The following is a 20,226-nucleotide window of genomic DNA, read 5'->3' on the forward strand; positions in this document are numbered from 1 at the left end:
ATGCCGGCGGCCCGTGCCTCCCGGTCGGACGACGTGGCGACGACCGTCCTGGGCGCGGCCGGGGGAGCAGCCGCCGGAGCGAACGCCGGAGCAGGTGCTGCCCGCGGCGGGACGCCCCCGCGCGTGCCCGCCGCTCCGCCTGCTGAGCGCTCTGATGAGCCGCGTCGTCGTCGCCGCGGACCGATCGTCCTCGCCGTCGTGATCGCCGTGCTCGTCATCGCGGGCATCGTCGCCGCGGTGGCCGCCCTCGGCCCCGGATCGGCTCCGGCGCCGACCGAGTCGAGCACGACGAGCCCCGGCGACCAGCAGCCGAGCACCGAGCCGAGCCAGCCAGGTGAACAGCCGAGCCAGCAGCCGAGCGAGCCCGAGGAGCAGCCGAGCCAGCCGGAGCAGCAGCCGAGCGGGCCCGCCGAGCCGAGCGAGGAGCCCTCGGAGGACCCGGTGCCGTCCGGACTCCCCGAGCCGTCGAACCCGGCGTCGAACCCGGTCGAGGCGCCCCAGGGCGGAGCAGGCTCGGTGTCCGACACCGGAGCCACCGGTCCCGGCAACTCCGGCCGCGGTGCCTCCGGGCCCGGGAAGTCCGGAGACGCGCCCGGACACCGCGGGTAGGTTTCCTCCAGTCGATGGAGCAAATAGGCTCGACGTGTGGATGAGCTGCAACGGAGCGGCGGGCCGACGACGGCCGTCGCAGCACGCAACGGTGTCGGGTACGCGTCGTCGGAGGCCTGGCTGGTCGAACGGCCCGCCGGAGCCGAGCCGACCGAGGGGATCGTGCCCGGGTTCGCCGGCCGGACACTCGCGCCGGGAGACGAGCTGTCGTGGGTCTGGTTCCCCGAGCGGACCCTCCCGGACGGGCTGACGGAACCGACCGAGGCCGAGCTCCCGCACTTCTGGGACGCCACCGCCTTCGGCATCGACCTCGTCTGCACCGACGGCACCCGGCTCAGCGACACGGCACGTGACCAGTACGGCGACGCGCTGACACCGGAGGCGCAGGACGCCGCCCGCAAGCAGTGGGTCGACCAGTGGAACCGCCGTGCGGTCGACTGCACGCCGCTCGCGGGGCGCGTGGTGGACCGCCTGGAGGCACGGCTCGGCTCCGCCACGCCGCACGCGTCCGGCGACGGGGAGCGTCCGGCGCTCCGTGGCTGGCTCGACGACGTCCGGCTCGGCCCGGCACGGCCCACACCGGAGACGCCGCTCGACCACGTCCGCACGACCCGGGGCACGCAGGCGTCGTCCCGGTTCTCCCGCGGCAACAACGCCCCGCTCGTCGGACTGCCGCACGGCGGGGTGTTCGGTCTGCCGATGACCGACGCGTCGAGCAACCGGTGGCCGTACGCGTTCCAGGAGCACTCGCGGGTCGAGGGCGACCGGGTCCGGCCGGCGGTCCAGGCCTTCGCGACGAGCCACATCCCGTCGCCGTGGATGGGGGACCGCGGGGTGTTCCAGGTCATGCCGTCCCCGCTCCACACCCCGGACCCCGACCGGACCGCCCGGGCGCTCGGGTTCGACCACGACGACGAGCAGGACGGCCCGCACCGCTACCGGGTCACGCTCGACCACGGCGTCACGGCCGAGGTCACCGCGGGGGAGTTCGCTCTCGGGTTCCGGTTCACGGGCACCCGCAGCGTGGTGCTCGACCACCACGGTCGTGTGTCCGACGTCTCGGTGACGATCACGGACGGCACGGCCGTGGTCGAGTGCCTCCTCGATGACCGGCCCGGGACGCCGCCGCACCACGTGCACGTGCGCGTCCCGCGGGTCACCGCCGACCACACGAGCGTCGGGGAGCACGAGTTGCGCGGCTGGCTCGCGGTCGACGGGGACGTGGACGTCCTGCTCGGCATCTCGACGGTGTCGATCGAGGACGCCCGCGCGAACCTCGACGCTGCCGGAGACCACGACGCGATGTGTGCGCACGCCGAGGAGCGCTGGACCGCCGAGCTGGCCACCATGTCGTTCGAGGGGGCGAGTCCGGACCAGCTGACCGCGCTGTACTCGGGCCTCTACCGACTGTTCCTCTACCCGAACCGAGCCGGCGAGACCGCCCGCGACGGCGTGCCGCGCCACCGGTCCCCGTACGGCTCGGTGCAGGAGTCACCGATCCGCGACGAGCCCGGTCCCGAGGTCGTCGAGGGGCCGTTCACCACGACGAACGGGTTCTGGGACACCTACCGCACGGCGTGGCCGTTGCTCGGACTCCTCACCCCGGAGACGGCGGGCGAGCTCGCGCAGGGCTTCGTCGAGCACCACCACGACGGCGGGTGGACGCCCCGGTGGAGTGCACCGGGCGCCGAGGACTGTATGACCGGCACCACGAGCGACACCGTCTTCGCCGACCTCGCCGCGAAGGGGATCGACGGCTTCGACCTGGCGGCGGCGTACCGGAGCGCGGTGCGCAACGCGACCGTCCCGCCCCGTGACGAGCGCGTCGGGCGCAAGGGGAGCCTCCCGGGTGCCTTCCGCGGCCACGTCGACACCGCGACCCACGAGGGGATGAGCTGGACCCTCGACGCCGCGATCAACGACTGGGGACTCGCCGTCATGGCGGACCTGTTGGCCGGTCGTGCGTCGACCGACGCCGAACGCGAGCGCCTGCGGGCGGAGCACGAGTGGTTCGCCCTGCGCTCCCTGCAGTACCGGAACGTCTTCGACTCCGAACGTGGCTTCTTCATCGGCCGCGACCCGGACGGCTCGTGGCGGATCGGCACCGAGTTCGACCCGCGGGACTGGGGCGACGACTACACCGAGACGAACGCCTGGGGCACCGCGTTCACCGCACCGCACGACGGCGCCGGCATCGTCGACCTGCACGGCGGCCCGGCTCGGTTCGACGCGGCGCTCGACGCGTTCTCCACCACGCCCGAGACCGGGGCGACGGTGCGCTCGGGCTCGTACGGCTTCCCGATCCACGAGATGACCGAGGCCCGTGACGTCCGGATGGGCATGCTCGGGCTGTCGAACCAGCCGGCGCACCACATCCCGTTCTTCCCGATGTTCACCGGGCGCCACGACGACGCGCACCGCACCGTGCACGAAGCCCTGGAACGGCTCTTCGTCGGGTCCGACCTCGGCCAGGGCTACCCCGGCGACGAGGACAACGGCGAGATGAGCGCCTGGTACGTCTTCGCGACGATCGGCCTCTACCCGCTCGCACCGTCGACGGGTACGTACGTGCTCGTGCCGCCGTCGGTGCGTCGGACGGTCCTGCGCCCGGCCGCGTCGGACGGCAGTGCGACGCCGACCGTGATCGAGGTCACGTCCGGGCCGGTGGGCGGGTACGTCGCGTCGGTCACGGTCGACGGCGTGCCCTGGACGTCGATCAGCATCCCGCACGCGGTGGTGGTGTCGGCATCCCGTATCGAGTTCACGCTGTCGGACGCGCCGCAGGGGTGGGCATCGGACACCCGGCCGGTGTCCGCGTCCGACGTGCACGGGTACCGGGACACCCCCGTCGACCTGTTGCCGATGGGGCTGTCGTCGCACGGTGCCTCGCTCGTCGACGACACCGGACGGACGGTCACGGCGCTCGCCGCCGGGGAGTCCGTCACGTTCGAGGTGCCGTCCGTCGAGGCGTCGCTGTACACGGTCACCGTCGAGTCCCCGGGGACCTACTCGTGGGACGTCACGCTCGGCTCGGCGACCGTCTCGGTCCACGAGGCCGAGTTCGCCTGGGCGGGGCAGACGCGGGTGTTCCGTCTGGCGGGTGCGGGGTCGACGTTCACGTTCTCGGCCGTGACGGACGTGGCCCTGACGCAACTCGAGCTGATCGCGGCGGACGGACAGCGTTGACCCGGTGTTCACCGACCGGGAGCATGCTCGGCCCATGTCGATGAGCGCACCCTTCGATCCCGAACAGCCCGGCGGCTCCGTCCCCGTCGACGGCACCGACCCCACCGAACTCGAGGTCGAGGAGGAGCGTGGCGCCGACGTCGGCCCCGACGCCGACGACCCGAGCGTCTCGCCGGTCGACCACCACGACGAGGACGAGGCCGGCGGCGGACCCGTGTTCCGACGACCGCACGCCGGTGACCGGCTGCACCCGGACGAGCTCTGACGGGTCCCCGGCGGTCCTTCGTGGCCTCTTGGCGGATTGCCATGCGCGTCGGGCATGCTCGGCCGCATGTCGATCGCGAACTCGTGGGATCCCTCCGGTGGCCGAGCCATCCCTGAGGACCAGGTGAAGGAAGACGGCCTCGAGCTCGACGAGGACACGGCTGCGGCGCTCGGCATCTCGTTCGACGTCGTCGGGGGAGCGTCGGCCGACCCGGCGCGGGTGTCCCCGGTGGACGTCGCCGTGCCGAGCGCCCCGACCCGTTCCGATTGACCTCTGCCCGGACTCCGCCCGGGCAGAGGAGCGCGGCCACCATCCGGTAGTATTCCAGGATGACGCCCACGGCCTTCGTCGACGAGTCTGAGCCGGGGGACCGGAGAGACCCAGGGGTGTACATCCTCGGCGCGGTGTCGGTGCCGGACGATCGTGGCGATCAGGTTCGGGATGCGCTCACCGCGCTCAAACCGCGTTCGGCGCACAAACTGCACTGGACAGAGAGCGACGGTCACCATCGAGCGCACATCGTCGCCGCACTCTGCGGCTTGCCCATGGCAGCCGTGGGCGTCGTCTCGTTGACCGACGTCGCGGTTCGCAGCGAGCGGCGGAGGCGGCTCGCCATCGAACGGCTGATCGTCGAGTTGACCGCGTCGGGAGTCGATCAGATCGTCTTCGAGTCGCGCGGCCCGTCCGACCGTCACGATCGGGCGCACATCGACGGTCTCCGGGCGAGACGGGTCGTCAGCGGCGTCCGCTCCGAGCACGTCCCCGGCGTACGGGAACCCCTCCTGTGGGCAGCGGACGCGGTGTGCGGCGTCGTCTCACTCGACCGCCGGGGTGAGTCGGGGCACCGGCGTGCACTCGGCGCTCGGCTGGTGATCCACGAGCATCGTCGATGAAACGCGGATCCCCAGGCCCCGCTATACCGCAGGAGCTCCCGGGGACCACTTTCGCACCCACCTCGATGGGGCGACTCCGATCATTGTGACATATCAGGCGACGCGAGTGAAGCATCCGGCGCCCGGTACTTGAACCCGACCTGCGAGCCGGTGGACCCCCGCCAGTCGTAGAAGTCGTGGAGCACGGTCCCACCCTGCCCCATCGGCTCAGGGGACGGTGTGGCCCGCGGCCGTGAAGATCCGGTACCACTCCTCGCGCGAGAGCACGACGTCCGAGCCCGCCGCCGACTCCCGCACCCGCTGCGGGTTCGTCGTGCCGAGCACGACCTGGAAGTGCGCCGGGTGGCGGGTGATCCACGCCACCGCGATGCCGGTCGGCGTGACACCGTGCGCCGCCGCGACCTCGTCGAGCACGTCGTTCAGCTCCGCGTAGTGCTCGCGGTCCCCGAGGAAGACCCCGTCGAAGAAGCCCTTCTGGAACGGCGACCACGCCTGCAGCGTGATGTCGTTCAGCCGCGCGTGGTTGAGGATGTCGTTGTCCCGGTCGACGGACTGGTCGAGCCCGCCCATGTTCGCCGTGACGCCCTGCGCGATGACGTTCGCGTGGGTGATGCTCAGTTGCACCTGGTTGAAGGCGAGCGGCTGGCGCACGTGCTTCTTCAGCAACTCGACCTGCCCCGGCGTGTGGTTCGACACGCCGAAGTGGTGCACCTTGCCCGCGGCGTGCAGCTCGTCGAACGCCTTCGCCACCTCCTCCGGTTCGACCAGGGCGTCCGGGCGGTGCAGCAGCAGGACGTCGACGTAGTCGGTGCGGAGCGCGGCGAGGGACTCCTCGACCGACGACAGGATGTGCTCGTACGAGAAGTCGAAGTACGCGCCGTTCCCGGTGGGCCGGATGCCGACCTTGGTCTGCAGGACGATCTCCGCGCGCTCGGACGGCGACAGCGTCACGGCCTCCGCGAAGCGCGCCTCGCATCCGTGCCAGCCGCCGTAGACCGCGGCGTGGTCGAACATGGTCACGCCCGCGTCGCGCGAGGCCGAATAGAGCGCACGGACGTCCTCGTCGCTCATGTCGTTGATCCGCATGAGGCCGACGACGACGTCGGACGCGGTGAGGTCGGTCTGTGGCAACTCCAGTGTCTTCACACGGACGATCCTGCCAGCCGAGCACCCTGCGCGGCAGGCACTGCCGGTACCCCCGGTCGATCGGCGGTCGGGACCGGAGGGGTCAGTCCGTGAGCACCACGAGCACACCGACACCGGTCGGCCAGGTCGCTCGCAGCGTCTCGCCCGACGGCACGGGCGACCCCACCATGCGGAGGAGGACCAACTCGCCGTGCCCCGTGTCGATCGTCGTCTCACCCTCCTCGGTCCTGGTGTCGACCGCGGTCACCGTGGGCGACGACGGAGCCGAACCGCTGCCGACCGCCGTGCAGTCCTTCTCCCACGAGCCGGATCCGTCCGCGCGCTCGAGCTCGGCCTCGTGCCCGCCGGTCGCGACCGCGCGGCGGACGACGTCGGCGTAGACCGGGTCACCGGCAGCGTCGTACACCCAGCGTCGACCGAGCACGGAGTGGTCCATTTCGGTCACTAGGAACGCGTCCGCGTGGTCGAGCGGCGCGTCGCGGTAGGTCAGCGGGACGTGCAGCAACCGGCCGGCAGCGGTCCGGACCAGGATCGTCTCGACGCCGACCGCGCCCGCCGGGTCGTCGAGACGGAACCGAGCGACGACCTCCACGTCCTCGCCTGCGACGACGCCGCTCCAGGGCTGCGAGGGCAACCAGGCGGCGAGCGCCTCGGCCTTGGACGGTCGGAGTTCCGCGCGGTGGATGATCGCCATGGCCCGAACCTACCGGTGCGGTCGGCGGCCCTACGCTGGGACGGTGCGCGACGACCTCCTCCCCGTGCTCGCCTGCCCCGTCTGCGCCGAGCCGCTCGGACGCGTCGGCGGGCAGGTGGGTTGCACGAGCGGTCACCGGTTCGACGAGGCGAAGCAGGGGCACCTCACGCTCCTGCCCGCCAGGCGTCGCGCGCTCACCGCGGACACCCCGGAGATGGTCGATGCGCGGGTGCGGTTCCTGGGGCGCGGTCACTACGCACCGATCGAGGAGACGATCGCTGCCGTCGTGGCGGAGACGACCGCTCCGGGCATCGTCCTGGACGTCGGGTCCGGACCGGGTACCTACCTCGCGCAGGCACTGCGCGCAGCGGACGGGAGGCCCGTGGCCGCGTCCGGACCGCCGCCGGAGCTCCGGCTCGGGGTCGCCCTGGACCTCTCGCCGGTCGCGATCCGGCGTGCTGCACGCGTCCACGAGCGCGCGGGAGCCGTCGTCGGGGACGTGACCGAGCGCCTCCCGGTCGTCGACGGCGCCGCCGCGGTCGTGATGGACGTCTTCGCGCCCCGCAACCAGACGGAGTACGCCCGGGTGCTGCACCCTGACGGCGTCCTCGTGGTGGTGACGCCGCGCGCCGGTCACTTGGCGGAGCTCGCGGAGGCGACCATCTCGGTCGACCCGGAGAAGGAGCGCCGCCTGCACGACTCGCTGTCGCCGTCGTTCGCGCGGCGGTCGTCCGAGGACCTGACGTGGACGATGCAGCTCACCGCGGAGGACGTCCACGACGTCGTGCACATGGGTCCGAGCCACCACCACGTCGCCGCGGACGCGGTGTTCTCCTCGACCGAGGTCACCGCAGCCGTGACGATCAGCACCTGGAGCCCGGCACCGTGAGCATTCCCCAGGCCCTCGCCTCGCAACCCGTGCTCCGGACCGAGCGTCTGACACTGTCGCAACTCGGTCCGGAGCACCTGGACTCCGTGATGGCCGGTCTTGCGGACGAGGAGGCGATGCGCCTCACCGGTACCCGTGCGGTCTTCACCCGTGAGCAGGTGCTCGCACACCTGTCGGGCCTCCCCGGCGCCGAGGACCGGGCGGACTTCGCGATCACCGGGCCGGACGGTGCGTACCTCGGTGAGGTGGTCCTCAACGAGCTCGAGGAGGACGACCGTTCGATGAACTACCGGATCGCCCTGGCGGGTCCGTCGTGCCGAGGGCGGGGGTTCGGTACCGAGGCGGGGCGCGCGGTGGTGGCGTGGGCCTTCGACGTCGTCGGACTGCACCGGATCTCGCTCGAGGTGTACGCGTTCAACCCTGCGGCGCAACGGTCCTACGAGAAGATCGGCTTCGTCGTCGAGGGCCGAGCCCGCGAGGTGCTGCGGCACGGGGACGAGTGGATCGACGCGGTGACGATGAGCATGCTCGAGACCGACCCGAGGCGTCCCTGACGGGTGATCGGCCACGCGTCGGCAGATCGATCGGCTGCCGGACGCGGGAGCGGCATGATGACGACGTGTCGACTCGTCATCGGGCTCGCGCGGGTCCGTCGCGGAGCTTCACGGTCGCGCGCTGACCTCACTCGCCTCTCGCGGCCCGTCGCCGGCCGACATGGGCCCGGCCCCGTGCACGATCGACGGTGCTGCCGAGCTGCACGAGCAGCCACAGCCCTCCGACGATCCCCGCCGCGATCGGGGTGACGAACAGCTCGACGTCGATGCCCGGAGCTCGCCACCAGTCGATCGACCACCCGGCGACGACGCCGAACAGCAGGACCGCCGTCCCGATCCACCAGCCGCGCCCGGGCAGCGTCCAGAGGCCGAACGCCGCGAGGACGACGAGTGCCCACGAGCCGATCGGCGCGAAGGACCGGGGGTCGTCCGTCCCGCACGACGACACCGCGCACTCCCAGACGACGGTGTGCGCGACACCCGCGTACCAGTGCACGAGCAGGCACGCGGCCGCGAGGGCGAGCAGTCCGACCGGCGGCCCGGCCCACCGGCGGACGCGGGCGGACCGGGAGCGACGGCGTCGCGCCCCGGTCCACCCCGCGCCGAGCTCGTAGCCGGGCATCGGTCGGTACTCGGGCATCCCGGCACCGTACCGGCTGCGGAATTGTGTGCAGAAGTGCTCCGGAACGGCGTCAGCCCTGCGGCCCGGCGACGTCGAGCGCCCACACGACGCCGTACCGGTCGCGCAGCTGCCCGGCGAGCGGTGCCCACGCCGACGGCCCGAGCGGCTGCCGCACCTCGGCACCGTCGAGCAGGCCCGCCCAGTACCGCTCGATCTCGGCTGCGTCGTCGCCGTGCACGTACACGTAGAAGGCGTTGCTGCCCTGGTCGTAGGGCTGACCGGGCCAGACGTCGAACGCCATGATCCGGAAGCCGGCCGTGGTGGTGACCTGTCCGAAGACGATCCGGTCGGCCCAGGCGGGCTCGTCGGTGGCGCCCATCGCGCCGTAGGTCATGGACGCGACCTCGCCGCCGAAGACGCTGGCGTAGTGGTCGAGGGCCTCGCGGGCCTGTCCGTCGAAGTTGAGGTGGGTCGTGGTCTCGATGCTCATGGGACGAGCATGATCGGTATTGCGGTCAGATCGTGACCGCTTCTCCATCGATACTGGATCCATGGCCGGACCGTCCTCCCGCATGCTGACGCTGCTGTCCCTGCTGCAGGTGCACCGGGAGTGGCCGGGCGACGAACTCGCCGGGCGTCTCGAGGTCAGCCCACGGACCCTCCGGCGCGACGTCGACCGGCTCCGCGAGCTCGGCTACCGCATCGACGCCCTGCGCGGACCGGCCGGCGGCTACCGGCTCGCCCCCGGCGCTGATCTCCCGCCGCTGCTGTTCGACGACGACCAGGCGGTCGCGATCGCCGTCGCCCTGGCGGTGGCCCCGGCGTCGGGTGCCGACATCGCCGAGGGGGCCGTCCGTGCGCTCGCGACGATCCGGCAGGTGCTGCCCGAGCGGCTCCGGAACCGCGTCGGTGCGGTCGACGTCGTGACGAGCGCCGCGCGGACGACCGTCGACCCGGAGGTACTGGTCGAGGTCAGCCGCGCGGTGTCCGCACACGAGGTGCTGCGCTTCGGCTACGGGCCGGACGAGCACCCCCGCCGCGTCGAACCGCACGCGGTGGTCGCGCGGGCTGGCCGCTGGTACCTCCTGGCGTGGGACCCCGAGCGGTCGGACTGGCGGACCTTTCGAGTCGACCGCATCACGCCGCGACCGCCGACGAGGCTCCGGTTCACCCCGCGCGAGGTCCCCGGAGGCGGCCCGTCGTCCTTCGTGGCGGCGCGCTTCAAGGGGTCGGCAGCGGTGGACATCTGGCCGTGCACGGGCACCGTCGAGTTGCACTGCGCGGCGAGCGCCGTCGAGCCCTACCTCGACGCGGCGGACGACCTCGTCGAGACCGGCCCGGACCGCTGTCGGCTGACGACCGGTTCGTGGTCGTGGGAGGCGCTGGCGGGTCGGGTCGCCGGCTTCGCCGTGCCGTTCGCGGTACTGGGCCCGCCGGAATTCCGTTCGGCCACGGCGGCCGTCGCCGACCGCCTCCGCGAGGCCGCCCGTTAGGACCGCGCATGCGTCCGTCAGGACGCCGTCAGGGATCCGTTAGGACCGGCCTGGAGGCACGACACCGGTCGCACGATCGGTGACGCACCAGGAATGGTGCGGTCCGCACCACCCGGTGCCGGGCCCGTGCAACCTACGGAGTCCTCGTGTTCGACGTGTTCGTCGTCGCCGGTGTCCTCGCCGTGTTCGGCGTGGTCGCCCTCATCGCCAAGGGGCTGGAGCGGCTGTGATCGGCATCACCATCGCCGCGGCCGTCCTCGGCGTCGCCGCTGTCGTCTACCTGGTCTGGGCACTCGTCCGGCCGGAGAAGTTTTGATGAGCGGGGACACGTGGGCGGGCATCGCCCAGGTCGCACTCCTCGTCCTGCTGCTCGTCGTCTGCTACCGCCCCGTCGGTGACTGGATGGCGAGCGTGTACACGCCCGTGCGGCACAGCCGCGTCGAGCGCGGGGTGTACCGGGTCATCGGCGTCGACCCCGACGCCGAACAGTCCTGGCCCGCCTACCTCCGCGGCGTCCTGCTCTTCAGCGTCGTCGGACTGCTGTTCGTCTACCTCCTGCAGCGCATCCAGGTCGTGCTGCCGGGTGACCTCGGGCTGCCGAACGTCGGGCCGTCGCTCGCGTTCAACACCGCGGCGTCCTTCGTCGCCAACACGAACTGGCAGTCCTACTCGCCCGAGGCGACCGTCGGCTACAGCGTCCAGATGGCAGGCCTCGCGGTGCAGAACTTCCTGTCCGCAGCGGTCGGCCTCGCGGTCGCCGTGGCACTCGTCCGTGGGTTCGCCCGTCGGAAGTCGGGCGTGCTCGGCAACGTGTGGGTGGACGTCGTGCGCGGCACCGTCCGGCTCCTGCTGCCCGGTGCCTTCGTCTTCGCGATCGTCCTGGTCGCGGGCGGTGTCATCCAGTCCTGGGGTGCCGGTACGGACGTGACGACCCTCGCCGGTGGGACCCAGCACATCCCGGACGGGTTCGTCGCCTCGCAGGAGGCCATCAAGGAGCTCGGCACGAACGGCGGCGGGTACTTCAACGCGAACTCGTCGCACCCGTTCGAGAACCCGCAGGCGTGGACGAACCTCGTCGAGGTCTTCCTCATGCTCGTCATCCCGTTCTCGCTCCCGCGCACCTTCGGCCGGATGGTCGGCGACGACCGCCAGGGCTACGCGATCCTCAGCGTGATGGGCGCCATCTTCCTGGTGTCGCTCTCGGTCATGTCGATCGCCGAGCTCGGTGGCGCCGGGACGGCCACGCACCTGGCCGGCGCCGCCATGGAGGGCAAGGAGGCGCGGTTCGGCATCCTCGGCACGGCGCTCTTCGGCACGACGTCGACCGCGACCTCGACCGGTGCGGTGAACGGCATGTTCGACAGCTTCACGCCGATCGGCGGCATGATGGCGCTGCTCAACATGATGCTCGGCGAGATCAGCCCCGGCGGAGTCGGCTCCGGCCTCTACGGCATGCTCGTGCTCGCGGTCATCACGGTCTTCATCGGTGGTCTGCTCGTCGGCCGCACCCCGGAGTACCTCGGCAAGAAGATCCGCGCCCGCGAGATGACCTTCGCCGCGCTGTACATCCTCGTCACCCCGACGCTCGTCCTGCTCGCCACCGGGCTGTCCCTGGTGATCCCCGGTGTGCGTGAGCAGGTCACCGGCACGAGCATCTTCAACCCGGGCAACCACGGCCTGTCCGAGCTGCTCTACGCCTACACGTCCGGCGCGAACAACAACGGTTCGGCGTTCGGCGGCCTCACCGCGAACACGACCTGGATGAACTCGTCGCTCGGCGTCGTGATGCTCCTCGGTCGCTTCCTGCCGATCGTGCTCGTGCTGGCGCTCGCCGGCTCGCTCGCCCAGCAGGACAAGGTGCCCGCGACCTCCGGCACGCTGCCCACCCACCGGCCGCTGTTCATCGGCCTCCTCGGGGGCGTGGCGGTCATCGTCACCGCCCTCACCTACTTCCCGGTGCTCGCACTGGGACCCCTCGCAGAAGCGCTCGCACGATGAACGCACCGTCGACGTCCAAGGACCACGCCATGACCACCGCGACCTCCGCGCCGGAGGCGACCACCGCCTCCAGGCCGACCAACTCGTCCGCGTTCGGACCCCGCCAACTGGCGGCGGGCCTCCCGGGTGCCCTGCGGAAGCTCGATCCGCGCCTCATGTGGCGCAACCCCGTCATGTTCATCGTCGAGGTCGGCGCAGCGCTGACGACCGTGTCGCTGTTCGTCGAGCCGTCCGCGTTCACGATCGCGATCGCGATCTGGCTCTGGCTGACCGTCGTGTTCGCGAACCTGGCCGAGTCCGTGGCCGAAGGCCGCGGCAAGGCGCAGGCCGACACCCTCCGCAAGACCCGCTCGACCACGAGTGCCCGTCGGGTGCTCGGCTACGACGCAGCCGACCCGGCCGCGAGCGGCAACGCGACCGAGGAGGTCGCATCCGTCGACCTCGCCAAGGGCGACGTCGTCGTGGTGGTCGCCGGTGAGGTCATCCCGGGCGACGGCGACGTCATCGACGGCATCGCGTCCGTCGACGAGTCCGCCGTCACGGGGGAGTCGGCGCCGGTCATCCGCGAGTCCGGTGGCGACCGTAGTGCCGTCACCGGTGGGACGCGGGTGCTCTCGGACCGCATCGTCGTGCGCATCACGTCGACCCCGGGTGAGACCTTCATCGACCGGATGATCCGGCTCGTCGAAGGCGCTGCCCGGCAGAAGACGCCGAACGAGATCGCCCTGAACATCCTGCTCGCGTCACTGTCGATCGTCTTCGTGATCGTCTGCCTCACGATGCAGCCCATCGCTGGACTCGTCGGTGCGACCGTGAGCATCCCGGTGCTCATCGCCCTGCTCGTGTGCCTCATCCCGACCACCATCGGCGCACTGCTCTCCGCGATCGGCATCGCCGGCATGGACCGCCTCGTGCAGCACAACGTGCTCGCGATGTCCGGCCGCGCGGTCGAGGCCGCGGGTGACATCACCACGCTGCTCCTCGACAAGACCGGCACGATCACGTACGGCAACCGTCGTGCGTCCCGCGTGGTGCCGGTCCCCGGCGTCAGCGAGGCCGAACTCATGGAGGCCGCCGCGCTGTCGAGCGCCGCCGACTCCACGCCCGAGGGCCGCTCGATCGTCGAGCTGGCGGAGACCTCCGGCGTCACCACCACGAAGCCGGCGGGCGCCGTCGAGGTGCCGTTCACGGCGCAGACCCGCATGTCGGGCCTCGACCTCACCGACGGCACGGAGGTCCGGAAGGGGGCTGCGGCGGCCGTCATCGCCTGGGCGGACTCGTCGGACTCGACCGTCGTGTCAGCGATCGACGCGAGCGTCGTGGAGATCTCGGACCAGGGCGGCACGCCGCTCGTCGTCGCCCGCCGTTCGGCGGCCGGGCAGGTCACGCTGCTCGGTGTCGTGCACCTCAAGGACGTCGTGAAGGACGGCATGTCCGCCCGGTTCGCGCAGCTCCGCGAGATGGGCATCCGCACGGTGATGATCACCGGCGACAACCCGCGCACGGCGAAGGCCATCGCAGCCGAGGCCGGCGTCGACGACTTCCTCGCCGAGGCCACCCCGGAGGACAAGCTCGCCCTCATCCGCAAGGAGCAGGAGGGCGGCAACCTCGTCGCGATGACCGGTGACGGCACGAACGACGCCCCGGCCCTGGCCCAGGCGGACGTCGGCGTCGCCATGAACACCGGTACGACGGCGGCGAAGGAGGCGGGCAACATGGTCGACCTCGACTCGGACCCGACCAAGCTCATCGACGTGGTCCGGATCGGCAAGCAGCTGCTCATCACCCGCGGCGCGCTCACCACGTTCTCGATCGCCAACGACGTCGCGAAGTACTTCGCGATCATCCCGGCGATGTTCCAGTTGGCGTTCCCGGGCCTCGCGGCGCTCAACATCATGGGGCTGCACAGCCCGTCCTCCGCGATCCTGTCGGCCGTCATCTTCAACGCGCTCGTCATCGTGGCGCTCATCCCGCTGTCGCTGCGCGGCGTCAAGTACCGCGCCGCCTCGGCGTCGTCGACCCTCGGCCGCAACCTGCTCCTCTACGGGCTCGGCGGCGTGATCGTCCCCTTCATCGGCATCAAGCTGATCGACCTCGTCGTCGGTCTCATCCCGGGGTTCTAGTCATGGCATCTGCACGTACCACCTTCCGTTCCGCCGGTGTGGCGATCCGCCTCACCCTCCTCAGCACCGTCGTCCTCGGCATCGCCTACCCGCTCGCGGTGTGGGGTGTCGGACAGGCGGCCTTCCACGACCAGGCCAACGGCTCGATGGTCACGTCCTCGGACGGCACGGTCGTCGGCTCGTCCTTGATCGGGCAGTCGTTCGACGGGTCCGGTGCTGATCGCTGGTTCCAGTCACGCCCGAGTGCCGCGGGTGAGAAGGGCTACGACGCGAACGCGTCGAGCGGCTCGAACCTCGGACCGAACAACCCCGACCTGGTCACCGCGATCAAGGAGCGGCAGCGGGCGGTCGCGAAGGCCGACGGCGTCCCCGTCAGCCAGGTCCCCGCCGACGCCGTCACCGCCTCGGGCTCCGGCCTCGACCCGGACATCAGCCCGGAGTACGCGTTGCAGCAGGTGTCGCGGGTGGCGTCCGCCCGTGGCTTGTCGGACGCGACCGTGCGCGGACTGGTCGACGAGCACACCGAGTCGCGACAGCTCGGGTTCCTCGGCGAGCCGGTGGTGAACGTCCTCGAGCTGAACCTGGCGCTCGCGAAGGCGTCCTGACCCCGGCCGTGAACCAGGTTCCGGACACGACACCGCGGAAGAGCGTGGTGCTGTGCCCGGAACCTGGTTCCGCAGACCACGACAAGACGAGCGCACGACCACCACGACCCCGACGCGAGAGGATGAGCACGTGAAGCGAGGCAAGCTGCGCGTCCTGCTCGGCGCCGCACCCGGTGTGGGCAAGACCTACACGATGCTCGAAGAGGGGCACCGGCTGGCCGCCGAGGGCCGCGACGTCGTCGTGGCCGTCGTCGAGACCCACGAGCGCGCGGCCACGGCCGCCCTGGTGAACGGCCTCGAGGTCGTGCCACGGCGGACCGTCGAGCACCGCGGTGTGACGCTCGACGACATGGACCTCGACGCCGTGCTCGCGCGGCAGCCCGACGTCGCCCTCGTCGACGAGCTCGCCCACACGAACGCGCCCGAGGGTCGGAACGAGAAGCGCTGGCAGGACGTCGAGGCACTGCTCGCCGCCGGCATCAGCGTCATCTCCACCGTCAACGTGCAGCACATGCAGTCCCTCGGCGACGTCGTCCGCGAGATCACCGGCACCGTGCAGCGCGAGACCGTCCCCGACGCCGTGGTCCGCGCCGCCGACCAGATCGAGGTCGTCGACCTGTCCCCGGCAGCCCTGCGCGACCGGCTCTCCGACGGCCTCGTGTACCCGGCAGCCCGGATCGACGCGGCCCTCTCGAACTACTTCCGGCTCGGGAACCTGACCGCCCTCCGCGAGATCGCCCTGCTGTGGCTCGCGGACGAGGTCGACGACGCCCTCCGCGCCTACCGGGCCGAACACGGCATCGAGCACCGGTGGGAGGCGCGGGAGCGTGTCCTCGTCGCCCTCACCGGCGGGCCAGAGGGCGAAACGCTGCTCCGACGTGCGGCGCGCATCGCCGCCCGTAGCGCCGGCGGCGAGCTCGCCGCGGTGCACGTCACCACGAACGACGGGCTCCGCGTCCGGCACCCCGGCGCGCTCGGGAAGCAGCGGACGCTGCTCGAGCAACTCGGCGGGACGTACCACCAGGTCGTGGGGGACGACGTGCCGGGCACCCTCGTGCGGTTCGCGAAGTCGATCGACGCCACCCAGATCGTGATCGGGGTCAGCCGACGGAGTCGCCTGGCCGCGGCCCTGACCGGTCCGGGCATCGGCAACACGGTCGTCCGCGAGTCGGGCGACATCGACGTGCACGTCGTCACGCACGAGCGGGCCGGCGGCGGGTTCGCCCTGCCGAAGCTCGGTGGCAGCCTGTCGCGCGGCCGGATCGTCGCCGCGTTCGTGCTGTCGCTCGTGGCCGGGCCCCTGCTGACGTGGCTGTTGAGCCTCGGCCAAGACCCCGACGCGATCACGGTCGACGTGCTCGCGTACCAGCTGCTCGTGCTCGTCGTGGCGCTCGTCGGCGGCATGTGGCCCGCGGTCTTCGCCGCCGTGCTGTCCGGGCTGAGCCTCGACTTCTTCTTCGTGCAACCCCTCTACATGGTCACGGTCCAGCAGCCGTGGCACCTCGTGGCACTCGTGATGTACGTCGTCAGCGCCGTGCTCGTCAGCTTCGTCGTCGACCGCTCGGCCCGACGCTCCCGCGCCGCCCGCCGCGCTGCCGCCGAGTCGGGTCTCCTCGTGGGCATCGCCGGCAGCGTGCTCCGCGGCGACGACGCCCTCCAGGCGCTGCTCGACCGCACCCGGGAGGCCTTCGGCTTCGCGGGCGTCCGCATCCGGCAGGGCGACGAGGTCCCGGCCACGTCGGGGGAGTTCGGCGACGTGCCGGACGCCACCACGACCCTCCCGTCCGGCGCCGTCCTGGAGTTCGCGGGCGCACCGGACGACCCGACCCAGCGTCGACTGCTGCGCGTCGTCGAGCAGCAGCTCGACGCTGCGGTCGAGCACCGCGAACTGACGCGCACGGCGGTCGACGCCGAGCGGATCGCCGCGGCGGACCGCGTCCGCAGCGCCATCCTCGCGGCCGTCGGCCACGACGTGCGTCGGCCGATCGCGGCCGCGTCGGCGGCCCTGCCGACCCTCCCGGCCCCGGCCCTCACCCTGTCCGACGCCGACCGGGAGGCACTGCTCGCGACCGCCGACGAGAGCCTCGGACACCTCGCGGTGCTGTTGGCGGACCTCCTCGACGTCAGCCGCGTGCAGGCCGGCGTGCTCGCCGCACGCCCCGTGCCCACCGCCCTCGAGACGGTCGTCGCCCCGGCCCTCGACGAGCTCGAACTCGGACCGGAGGACGTCGACCTCGACCTCCCCGCGGACCTGCCGCCCGTGCTCGCCGACCCCGTGCTGCTCCAGCGCGTCGTCGTGAACCTGCTCGCCAACGCCAGCCGGTACGCACCCGAGGGCACCCGCGTCCGCGTCGCCGCGAGCGCCTTCGGCGGCGGGGTCGAGCTCCGTGTCGCCGACCACGGGCCCGGCATCCCGGAGGACCGCCGCGGCGAGGTCTTCCAGCCGTTCCAGCGGCTCGGGGACACCGACAACGACACCGGGCTCGGACTCGGGCTGGCGCTCGCGCGCGGGTTCACCGAGGGCATGGGCGGCACCATCGAGGTCGACGACACCCCCGGCGGCGGACTCACCGTCGTCGTGCGGCTGCCGATCGCCGGACACGTGGGGGTGTCGGTCCTGTGAGCACCAAGGTCCTCATCGCCGACGACGACGCCCAGCTCGTCCGCGCGCTCGCCGTCACCCTCGCCGCCCGCGGGTACGACGTCGTCACCGCCCGCGACGGCCGTGCCGCACTCGACGCCGTCATCACCGAACGCCCCGACCTCGTGCTGCTCGACCTCGGCATGCCCCGGCTCGACGGCATCGGTGTGCTCGAGGGGCTCCGCGCCTGGACGCAGGTGCCGGTGCTCGTGCTGTCCGGCCGGACCGACTCGTCCGACAAGGTCGACGCGCTCGACGCCGGTGCCGACGACTACGTGACGAAGCCGTTCCAGATGGACGAGCTCCTCGCACGGCTGCGTGCGCTCGGCCGTCGGCAGGCCGCGGTCGCCGCGTCCGCCGGGGGAGCGCCGAGCGTGGCGATCGGCGACCTCGTCGTCGACCTCGTCGCCAAGCAGGTGACCCCGCCGAGCGGCCCGGCGATCCGTCTCACACCCACCGAGTGGCGGCTGCTCGAGGTCCTCGTGACGAACCCCGACCGCCTGATGACCCGCGAGATGCTCCTCACCGAGGTGTGGGGGCCGACGCACGGCAACGACTCGGGGTACCTGCGGCTGTACATGGCGCAGCTCCGGCGGAAGCTCGAGCCGGACCCCGCGAACCCGCGCTTCCTCGTCACCGAGTCGGGCATGGGGTACCGGTTCAGCCCCGGCCACGCGTGACGGGCCCCTGCCCTCGGGCGTCCGGCCGGGAGGTCGCGTGGAGCCGGCCGCTGTAGCGTCCCCTCGTGACGATCGAGCTGCGCCGGGTGACGGCCGATGACTGGGCCACCTGGCGCCCGGTCCGGCTCGCGGCACTCGCCGACACTCCCGCCGCGTTCGGCTCACGGCTCGACGACTGGCGGGACGCTCCGGAGCACCGCTGGCGCACCCGGCTCTCCCTCCCGGGAGCGGTCGACCTCCTGGCGGTCGACACGGACAGCGGCGACGGTCGGGCGATCGGCATGGTGAGCGGGGTCCCGGACGCCGACGACCCGCACCGCGTCGAGCTCATCTCGATGTGGGTCGACCCGGGGGTCCGTCACCGCGGTGTCGCCCGTCTGCTCATCGACGCCGTCGCGGACTGGGCGGCCGGGCACGGGGCACGCGAACTCGTGCTCTCCGTGATGCCCGACAACCACGCCGCGCGGGAGACCTACGCACGCACCGGCTTCTCGGTGACGGACGAGCCGGGGGCCGAGCTGCCGGACGGCCGGCGCGAACTCGTCATGCGACGGAACCTGGAGGAACGACCGTGAACCGAGCCCTGCGCGCCACCGCGTGCATCGTCGCCGCCGTGGTGCTGCTCGCCGTGGTGTTCCTCGTCTACGCCAACATCGTCATGCAGGGCACTCGGAGCGCCGCACTCCAGGTCTGGCGGGACGACCGGGTCTCCGTCCGTGACGTCGGCGACTCGATCCTGATGACGCCGACCGGGCAGGCCGACGGCAAGGGGATCGTCTTCATCCCCGGTGCGAAGGTCGACCCGTACGCGTACATGGCAGCGTTCCGGCAGGTGGTGGCGACCGGGACGACGGTGGTCATCACGAAGCCGACGCTGAACCTCGCGTTCTTCGACACCCGGCCGCTCTCGACGTTCGAGGCGCACGCTCCCGAGGTCACGACGTGGGCGGTCGGCGGGCACTCCCTCGGCGGGGTCCGCGCCTGCCAGCTCGCGAAGGACGCCGACGGGCTGCTGCTCCTCGGGAGCTACTGCGCGAACGACATCAGCCGCTCGTACATCCAGGTCCTCAGCGTCTCCGGTTCGCGCGACGGGCTGTCCACCCCGGCGAAGGTCGACGCAGCCCGGCACCTCCTGCCGTCCACCGCCACGATGGTCGAGATCCAGGGCTCGAACCACGCGGAGTTCGGTGCCTACGGCGACCAGCCCGGTGACCGTACGGCGACGATCTCCCCGACCGAGGCGCGCGCCGAGATCAGCGCGGCGGTCGAACGGTGGGTGCAGGCGCTGCCGCCGGGGACCGACCTGCGCTGACGGCCATCCGCACCGCGTCGACGGCGAGCGGCGGCAGCAGCGCGACCAGCGCGCCGTCGAGCCCGGTCTCCTCGCGCAGTTCGCGCAGGCAGGCCTGCTGCGGGGTCTCGCCCGGTTCGACGCCCCCGCCGGGCAGGACGGCGTAGCGCCGTCCTGCCCGTTCACGGAGGACGAGCAGGACATGGTCGTCGCGGACCGCGACGGCGGCCGCCCGGAGACGCACGGGGGTGGAGCCGGTCACGTGGTCACCGTACGCGGTCCGGTCACGGTGATCCGTGCCTCCCGGCAGTCGCCCTGGAGGCACGGTGCCAGCGCGTCAGCCGGCCTGCGTGTCCTGCCGGTCCCGTCCACGGCCGCGCGACGCGCGACCCCCGGTGACGTGCGCGACGAAGTACAGCACGACGCCGACGGCGAGCAGCACGGCGGCGTACAGCCACACCTGGCCGCTCTGCTGGGTGAGGAGCAGCACGCACGAGGCGACGCCGAGCACCGGGACGAAGGTCCACACCCGGAAGT

21 protein-coding genes and 1 pseudogene are annotated in these 20,226 nt (G+C 72.1%); 16 read left to right on the plus strand and 6 right to left on the minus strand.

Annotation, left to right across the window (positions count from 1 at the left end; genetic code table 11):
- From ACSW7Y_RS07860 to ACSW7Y_RS07880, 5 genes are all read left to right on the plus strand, one after another.
- The coding region (locus ACSW7Y_RS07860; protein ID WP_438125747.1) for a hypothetical protein at positions 1–609 on the plus strand (609 nt) is incomplete at its 5' end.
- Between the two features lie 36 nt (positions 610–645).
- Complete coding sequence (locus tag ACSW7Y_RS07865; protein ID WP_438125748.1) at positions 646–3,795, plus strand: GH92 family glycosyl hydrolase; 3,150 nt, start codon at positions 646–648, stop codon at positions 3,793–3,795.
- A gap of 34 nt (positions 3,796–3,829) precedes the next feature.
- Positions 3,830–4,060 carry a hypothetical protein gene (locus ACSW7Y_RS07870; protein WP_438125749.1) on the plus strand — a complete coding sequence of 77 codons (231 nt, stop codon included), beginning with the start codon at positions 3,830–3,832 and terminating at the stop codon, positions 4,058–4,060.
- A 66-nt stretch (positions 4,061–4,126) separates the two neighbouring features.
- Positions 4,127–4,330, plus strand: coding sequence for a hypothetical protein (locus ACSW7Y_RS07875; protein ID WP_438125750.1), 204 nt, complete (start codon positions 4,127–4,129; stop codon positions 4,328–4,330).
- A gap of 59 nt (positions 4,331–4,389) precedes the next feature.
- Complete coding sequence (locus ACSW7Y_RS07880) at positions 4,390–4,953, plus strand: hypothetical protein (protein ID WP_438125751.1); 564 nt, start codon at positions 4,390–4,392, stop codon at positions 4,951–4,953.
- 207 nt (positions 4,954–5,160) lie between these two features.
- On the opposite strand, the gene ACSW7Y_RS07885 is transcribed toward ACSW7Y_RS07880, so the two are convergent.
- Both ACSW7Y_RS07885 and ACSW7Y_RS07890 read right to left on the minus strand, forming a co-directional pair.
- A complete protein-coding gene (locus ACSW7Y_RS07885) occupies positions 5,161–6,099 on the minus strand; it encodes an aldo/keto reductase (RefSeq protein WP_438125752.1) in 939 nt (312 codons plus the stop codon).
- 82 nt (positions 6,100–6,181) lie between these two features.
- On the minus strand, positions 6,182–6,793 hold the full coding sequence (locus ACSW7Y_RS07890) for a CG0192-related protein (RefSeq protein WP_438125753.1): 612 nt from the start codon (positions 6,791–6,793) through the stop codon (positions 6,182–6,184).
- 43 nt (positions 6,794–6,836) lie between these two features.
- Here ACSW7Y_RS07890 and ACSW7Y_RS07895 point away from each other — a divergent pair, with 43 nt between their 5' ends.
- Together ACSW7Y_RS07895 and ACSW7Y_RS07900 are read left to right on the plus strand one after the other, a co-directional pair.
- A complete protein-coding gene (locus ACSW7Y_RS07895) occupies positions 6,837–7,682 on the plus strand; it encodes a putative RNA methyltransferase (protein ID WP_438125754.1) in 846 nt (281 codons plus the stop codon).
- On the plus strand, positions 7,679–8,236 hold the full coding sequence (locus tag ACSW7Y_RS07900; RefSeq protein WP_438125755.1) for a GNAT family N-acetyltransferase: 558 nt from the start codon (positions 7,679–7,681) through the stop codon (positions 8,234–8,236). Before ACSW7Y_RS07895 ends, ACSW7Y_RS07900 begins: the two co-directional genes overlap by 4 nt.
- A gap of 127 nt (positions 8,237–8,363) precedes the next feature.
- Here ACSW7Y_RS07900 and ACSW7Y_RS07905 read toward each other — a convergent pair whose 3' ends face one another.
- Positions 8,364–8,876 carry a hypothetical protein gene (locus ACSW7Y_RS07905; protein WP_438125756.1) on the minus strand — a complete coding sequence of 171 codons (513 nt, stop codon included), beginning with the start codon at positions 8,874–8,876 and terminating at the stop codon, positions 8,364–8,366.
- Positions 8,877–8,928: 52 nt separating this feature from the next.
- A complete protein-coding gene (locus ACSW7Y_RS07910; protein WP_438125757.1) occupies positions 8,929–9,348 on the minus strand; it encodes a VOC family protein in 420 nt (139 codons plus the stop codon).
- A 61-nt stretch (positions 9,349–9,409) separates the two neighbouring features.
- Between ACSW7Y_RS07910 and ACSW7Y_RS07915 the strand changes: the two genes are divergently transcribed.
- The 9 genes from ACSW7Y_RS07915 to ACSW7Y_RS07955 all read left to right on the plus strand — a co-directional run bounded on the left by ACSW7Y_RS07915 (position 9,410) and on the right by ACSW7Y_RS07955 (position 19,710).
- Positions 9,410–10,351, plus strand: a complete 942-nt coding sequence (locus ACSW7Y_RS07915) for a helix-turn-helix transcriptional regulator (protein WP_438125758.1) — start codon at positions 9,410–9,412, stop codon at positions 10,349–10,351.
- A 226-nt stretch (positions 10,352–10,577) separates the two neighbouring features.
- Positions 10,578–10,667 carry a K(+)-transporting ATPase subunit F gene (kdpF, locus tag ACSW7Y_RS07920; protein ID WP_042724093.1) on the plus strand — a complete coding sequence of 30 codons (90 nt, stop codon included), beginning with the start codon at positions 10,578–10,580 and terminating at the stop codon, positions 10,665–10,667.
- Positions 10,667–12,349 (plus strand): potassium-transporting ATPase subunit KdpA, encoded by a 1,683-nt coding sequence (gene kdpA, locus ACSW7Y_RS07925; protein ID WP_438125759.1) that lies wholly within the window; start codon positions 10,667–10,669, stop codon positions 12,347–12,349. The genes kdpF and kdpA overlap by 1 nt, the downstream gene beginning before the upstream one ends.
- Positions 12,350–12,378: 29 nt before the next feature.
- Positions 12,379–14,472 (plus strand): potassium-transporting ATPase subunit KdpB, encoded by a 2,094-nt coding sequence (kdpB, locus tag ACSW7Y_RS07930; protein WP_438125760.1) that lies wholly within the window; start codon positions 12,379–12,381, stop codon positions 14,470–14,472.
- A gap of 2 nt (positions 14,473–14,474) precedes the next feature.
- A complete protein-coding gene (gene kdpC, locus ACSW7Y_RS07935) occupies positions 14,475–15,077 on the plus strand; it encodes a potassium-transporting ATPase subunit KdpC (RefSeq protein ID WP_438125761.1) in 603 nt (200 codons plus the stop codon).
- 130 nt (positions 15,078–15,207) lie between these two features.
- Positions 15,208–17,700: an ATP-binding protein gene (locus ACSW7Y_RS07940; RefSeq protein WP_438125762.1), complete on the plus strand. Its 2,493-nt coding sequence runs from the start codon at positions 15,208–15,210 to the stop codon at positions 17,698–17,700.
- Positions 17,697–18,398, plus strand: coding sequence for a response regulator (locus ACSW7Y_RS07945; RefSeq protein ID WP_438125763.1), 702 nt, complete (start codon positions 17,697–17,699; stop codon positions 18,396–18,398). The genes ACSW7Y_RS07940 and ACSW7Y_RS07945 overlap by 4 nt, the downstream gene beginning before the upstream one ends.
- A gap of 65 nt (positions 18,399–18,463) precedes the next feature.
- Positions 18,464–18,973 (plus strand): GNAT family N-acetyltransferase, encoded by a 510-nt coding sequence (locus ACSW7Y_RS07950; RefSeq protein WP_438125764.1) that lies wholly within the window; start codon positions 18,464–18,466, stop codon positions 18,971–18,973.
- Entirely contained in the window at positions 18,970–19,710 is a 741-nt protein-coding gene (locus ACSW7Y_RS07955) for an alpha/beta hydrolase (protein ID WP_438125765.1), read from the plus strand. The genes ACSW7Y_RS07950 and ACSW7Y_RS07955 overlap by 4 nt, the downstream gene beginning before the upstream one ends.
- On the opposite strand, the gene ACSW7Y_RS07960 is transcribed toward ACSW7Y_RS07955, so the two are convergent.
- Entirely contained in the window at positions 19,652–19,951 is a 300-nt protein-coding gene (locus ACSW7Y_RS07960) for an NUDIX domain-containing protein (RefSeq protein ID WP_438125766.1), read from the minus strand. The genes ACSW7Y_RS07955 and ACSW7Y_RS07960 overlap by 59 nt on opposite strands.
- Positions 19,952–20,026: 75 nt before the next feature.
- Positions 20,027–20,226, minus strand: a pseudogene (locus ACSW7Y_RS07965) (amino acid permease); the annotation flags it as partial.

The organism is Curtobacterium flaccumfaciens (genome assembly GCF_051548005.1).
Lineage (GTDB): Bacteria > Actinomycetota > Actinomycetes > Actinomycetales > Microbacteriaceae > Curtobacterium.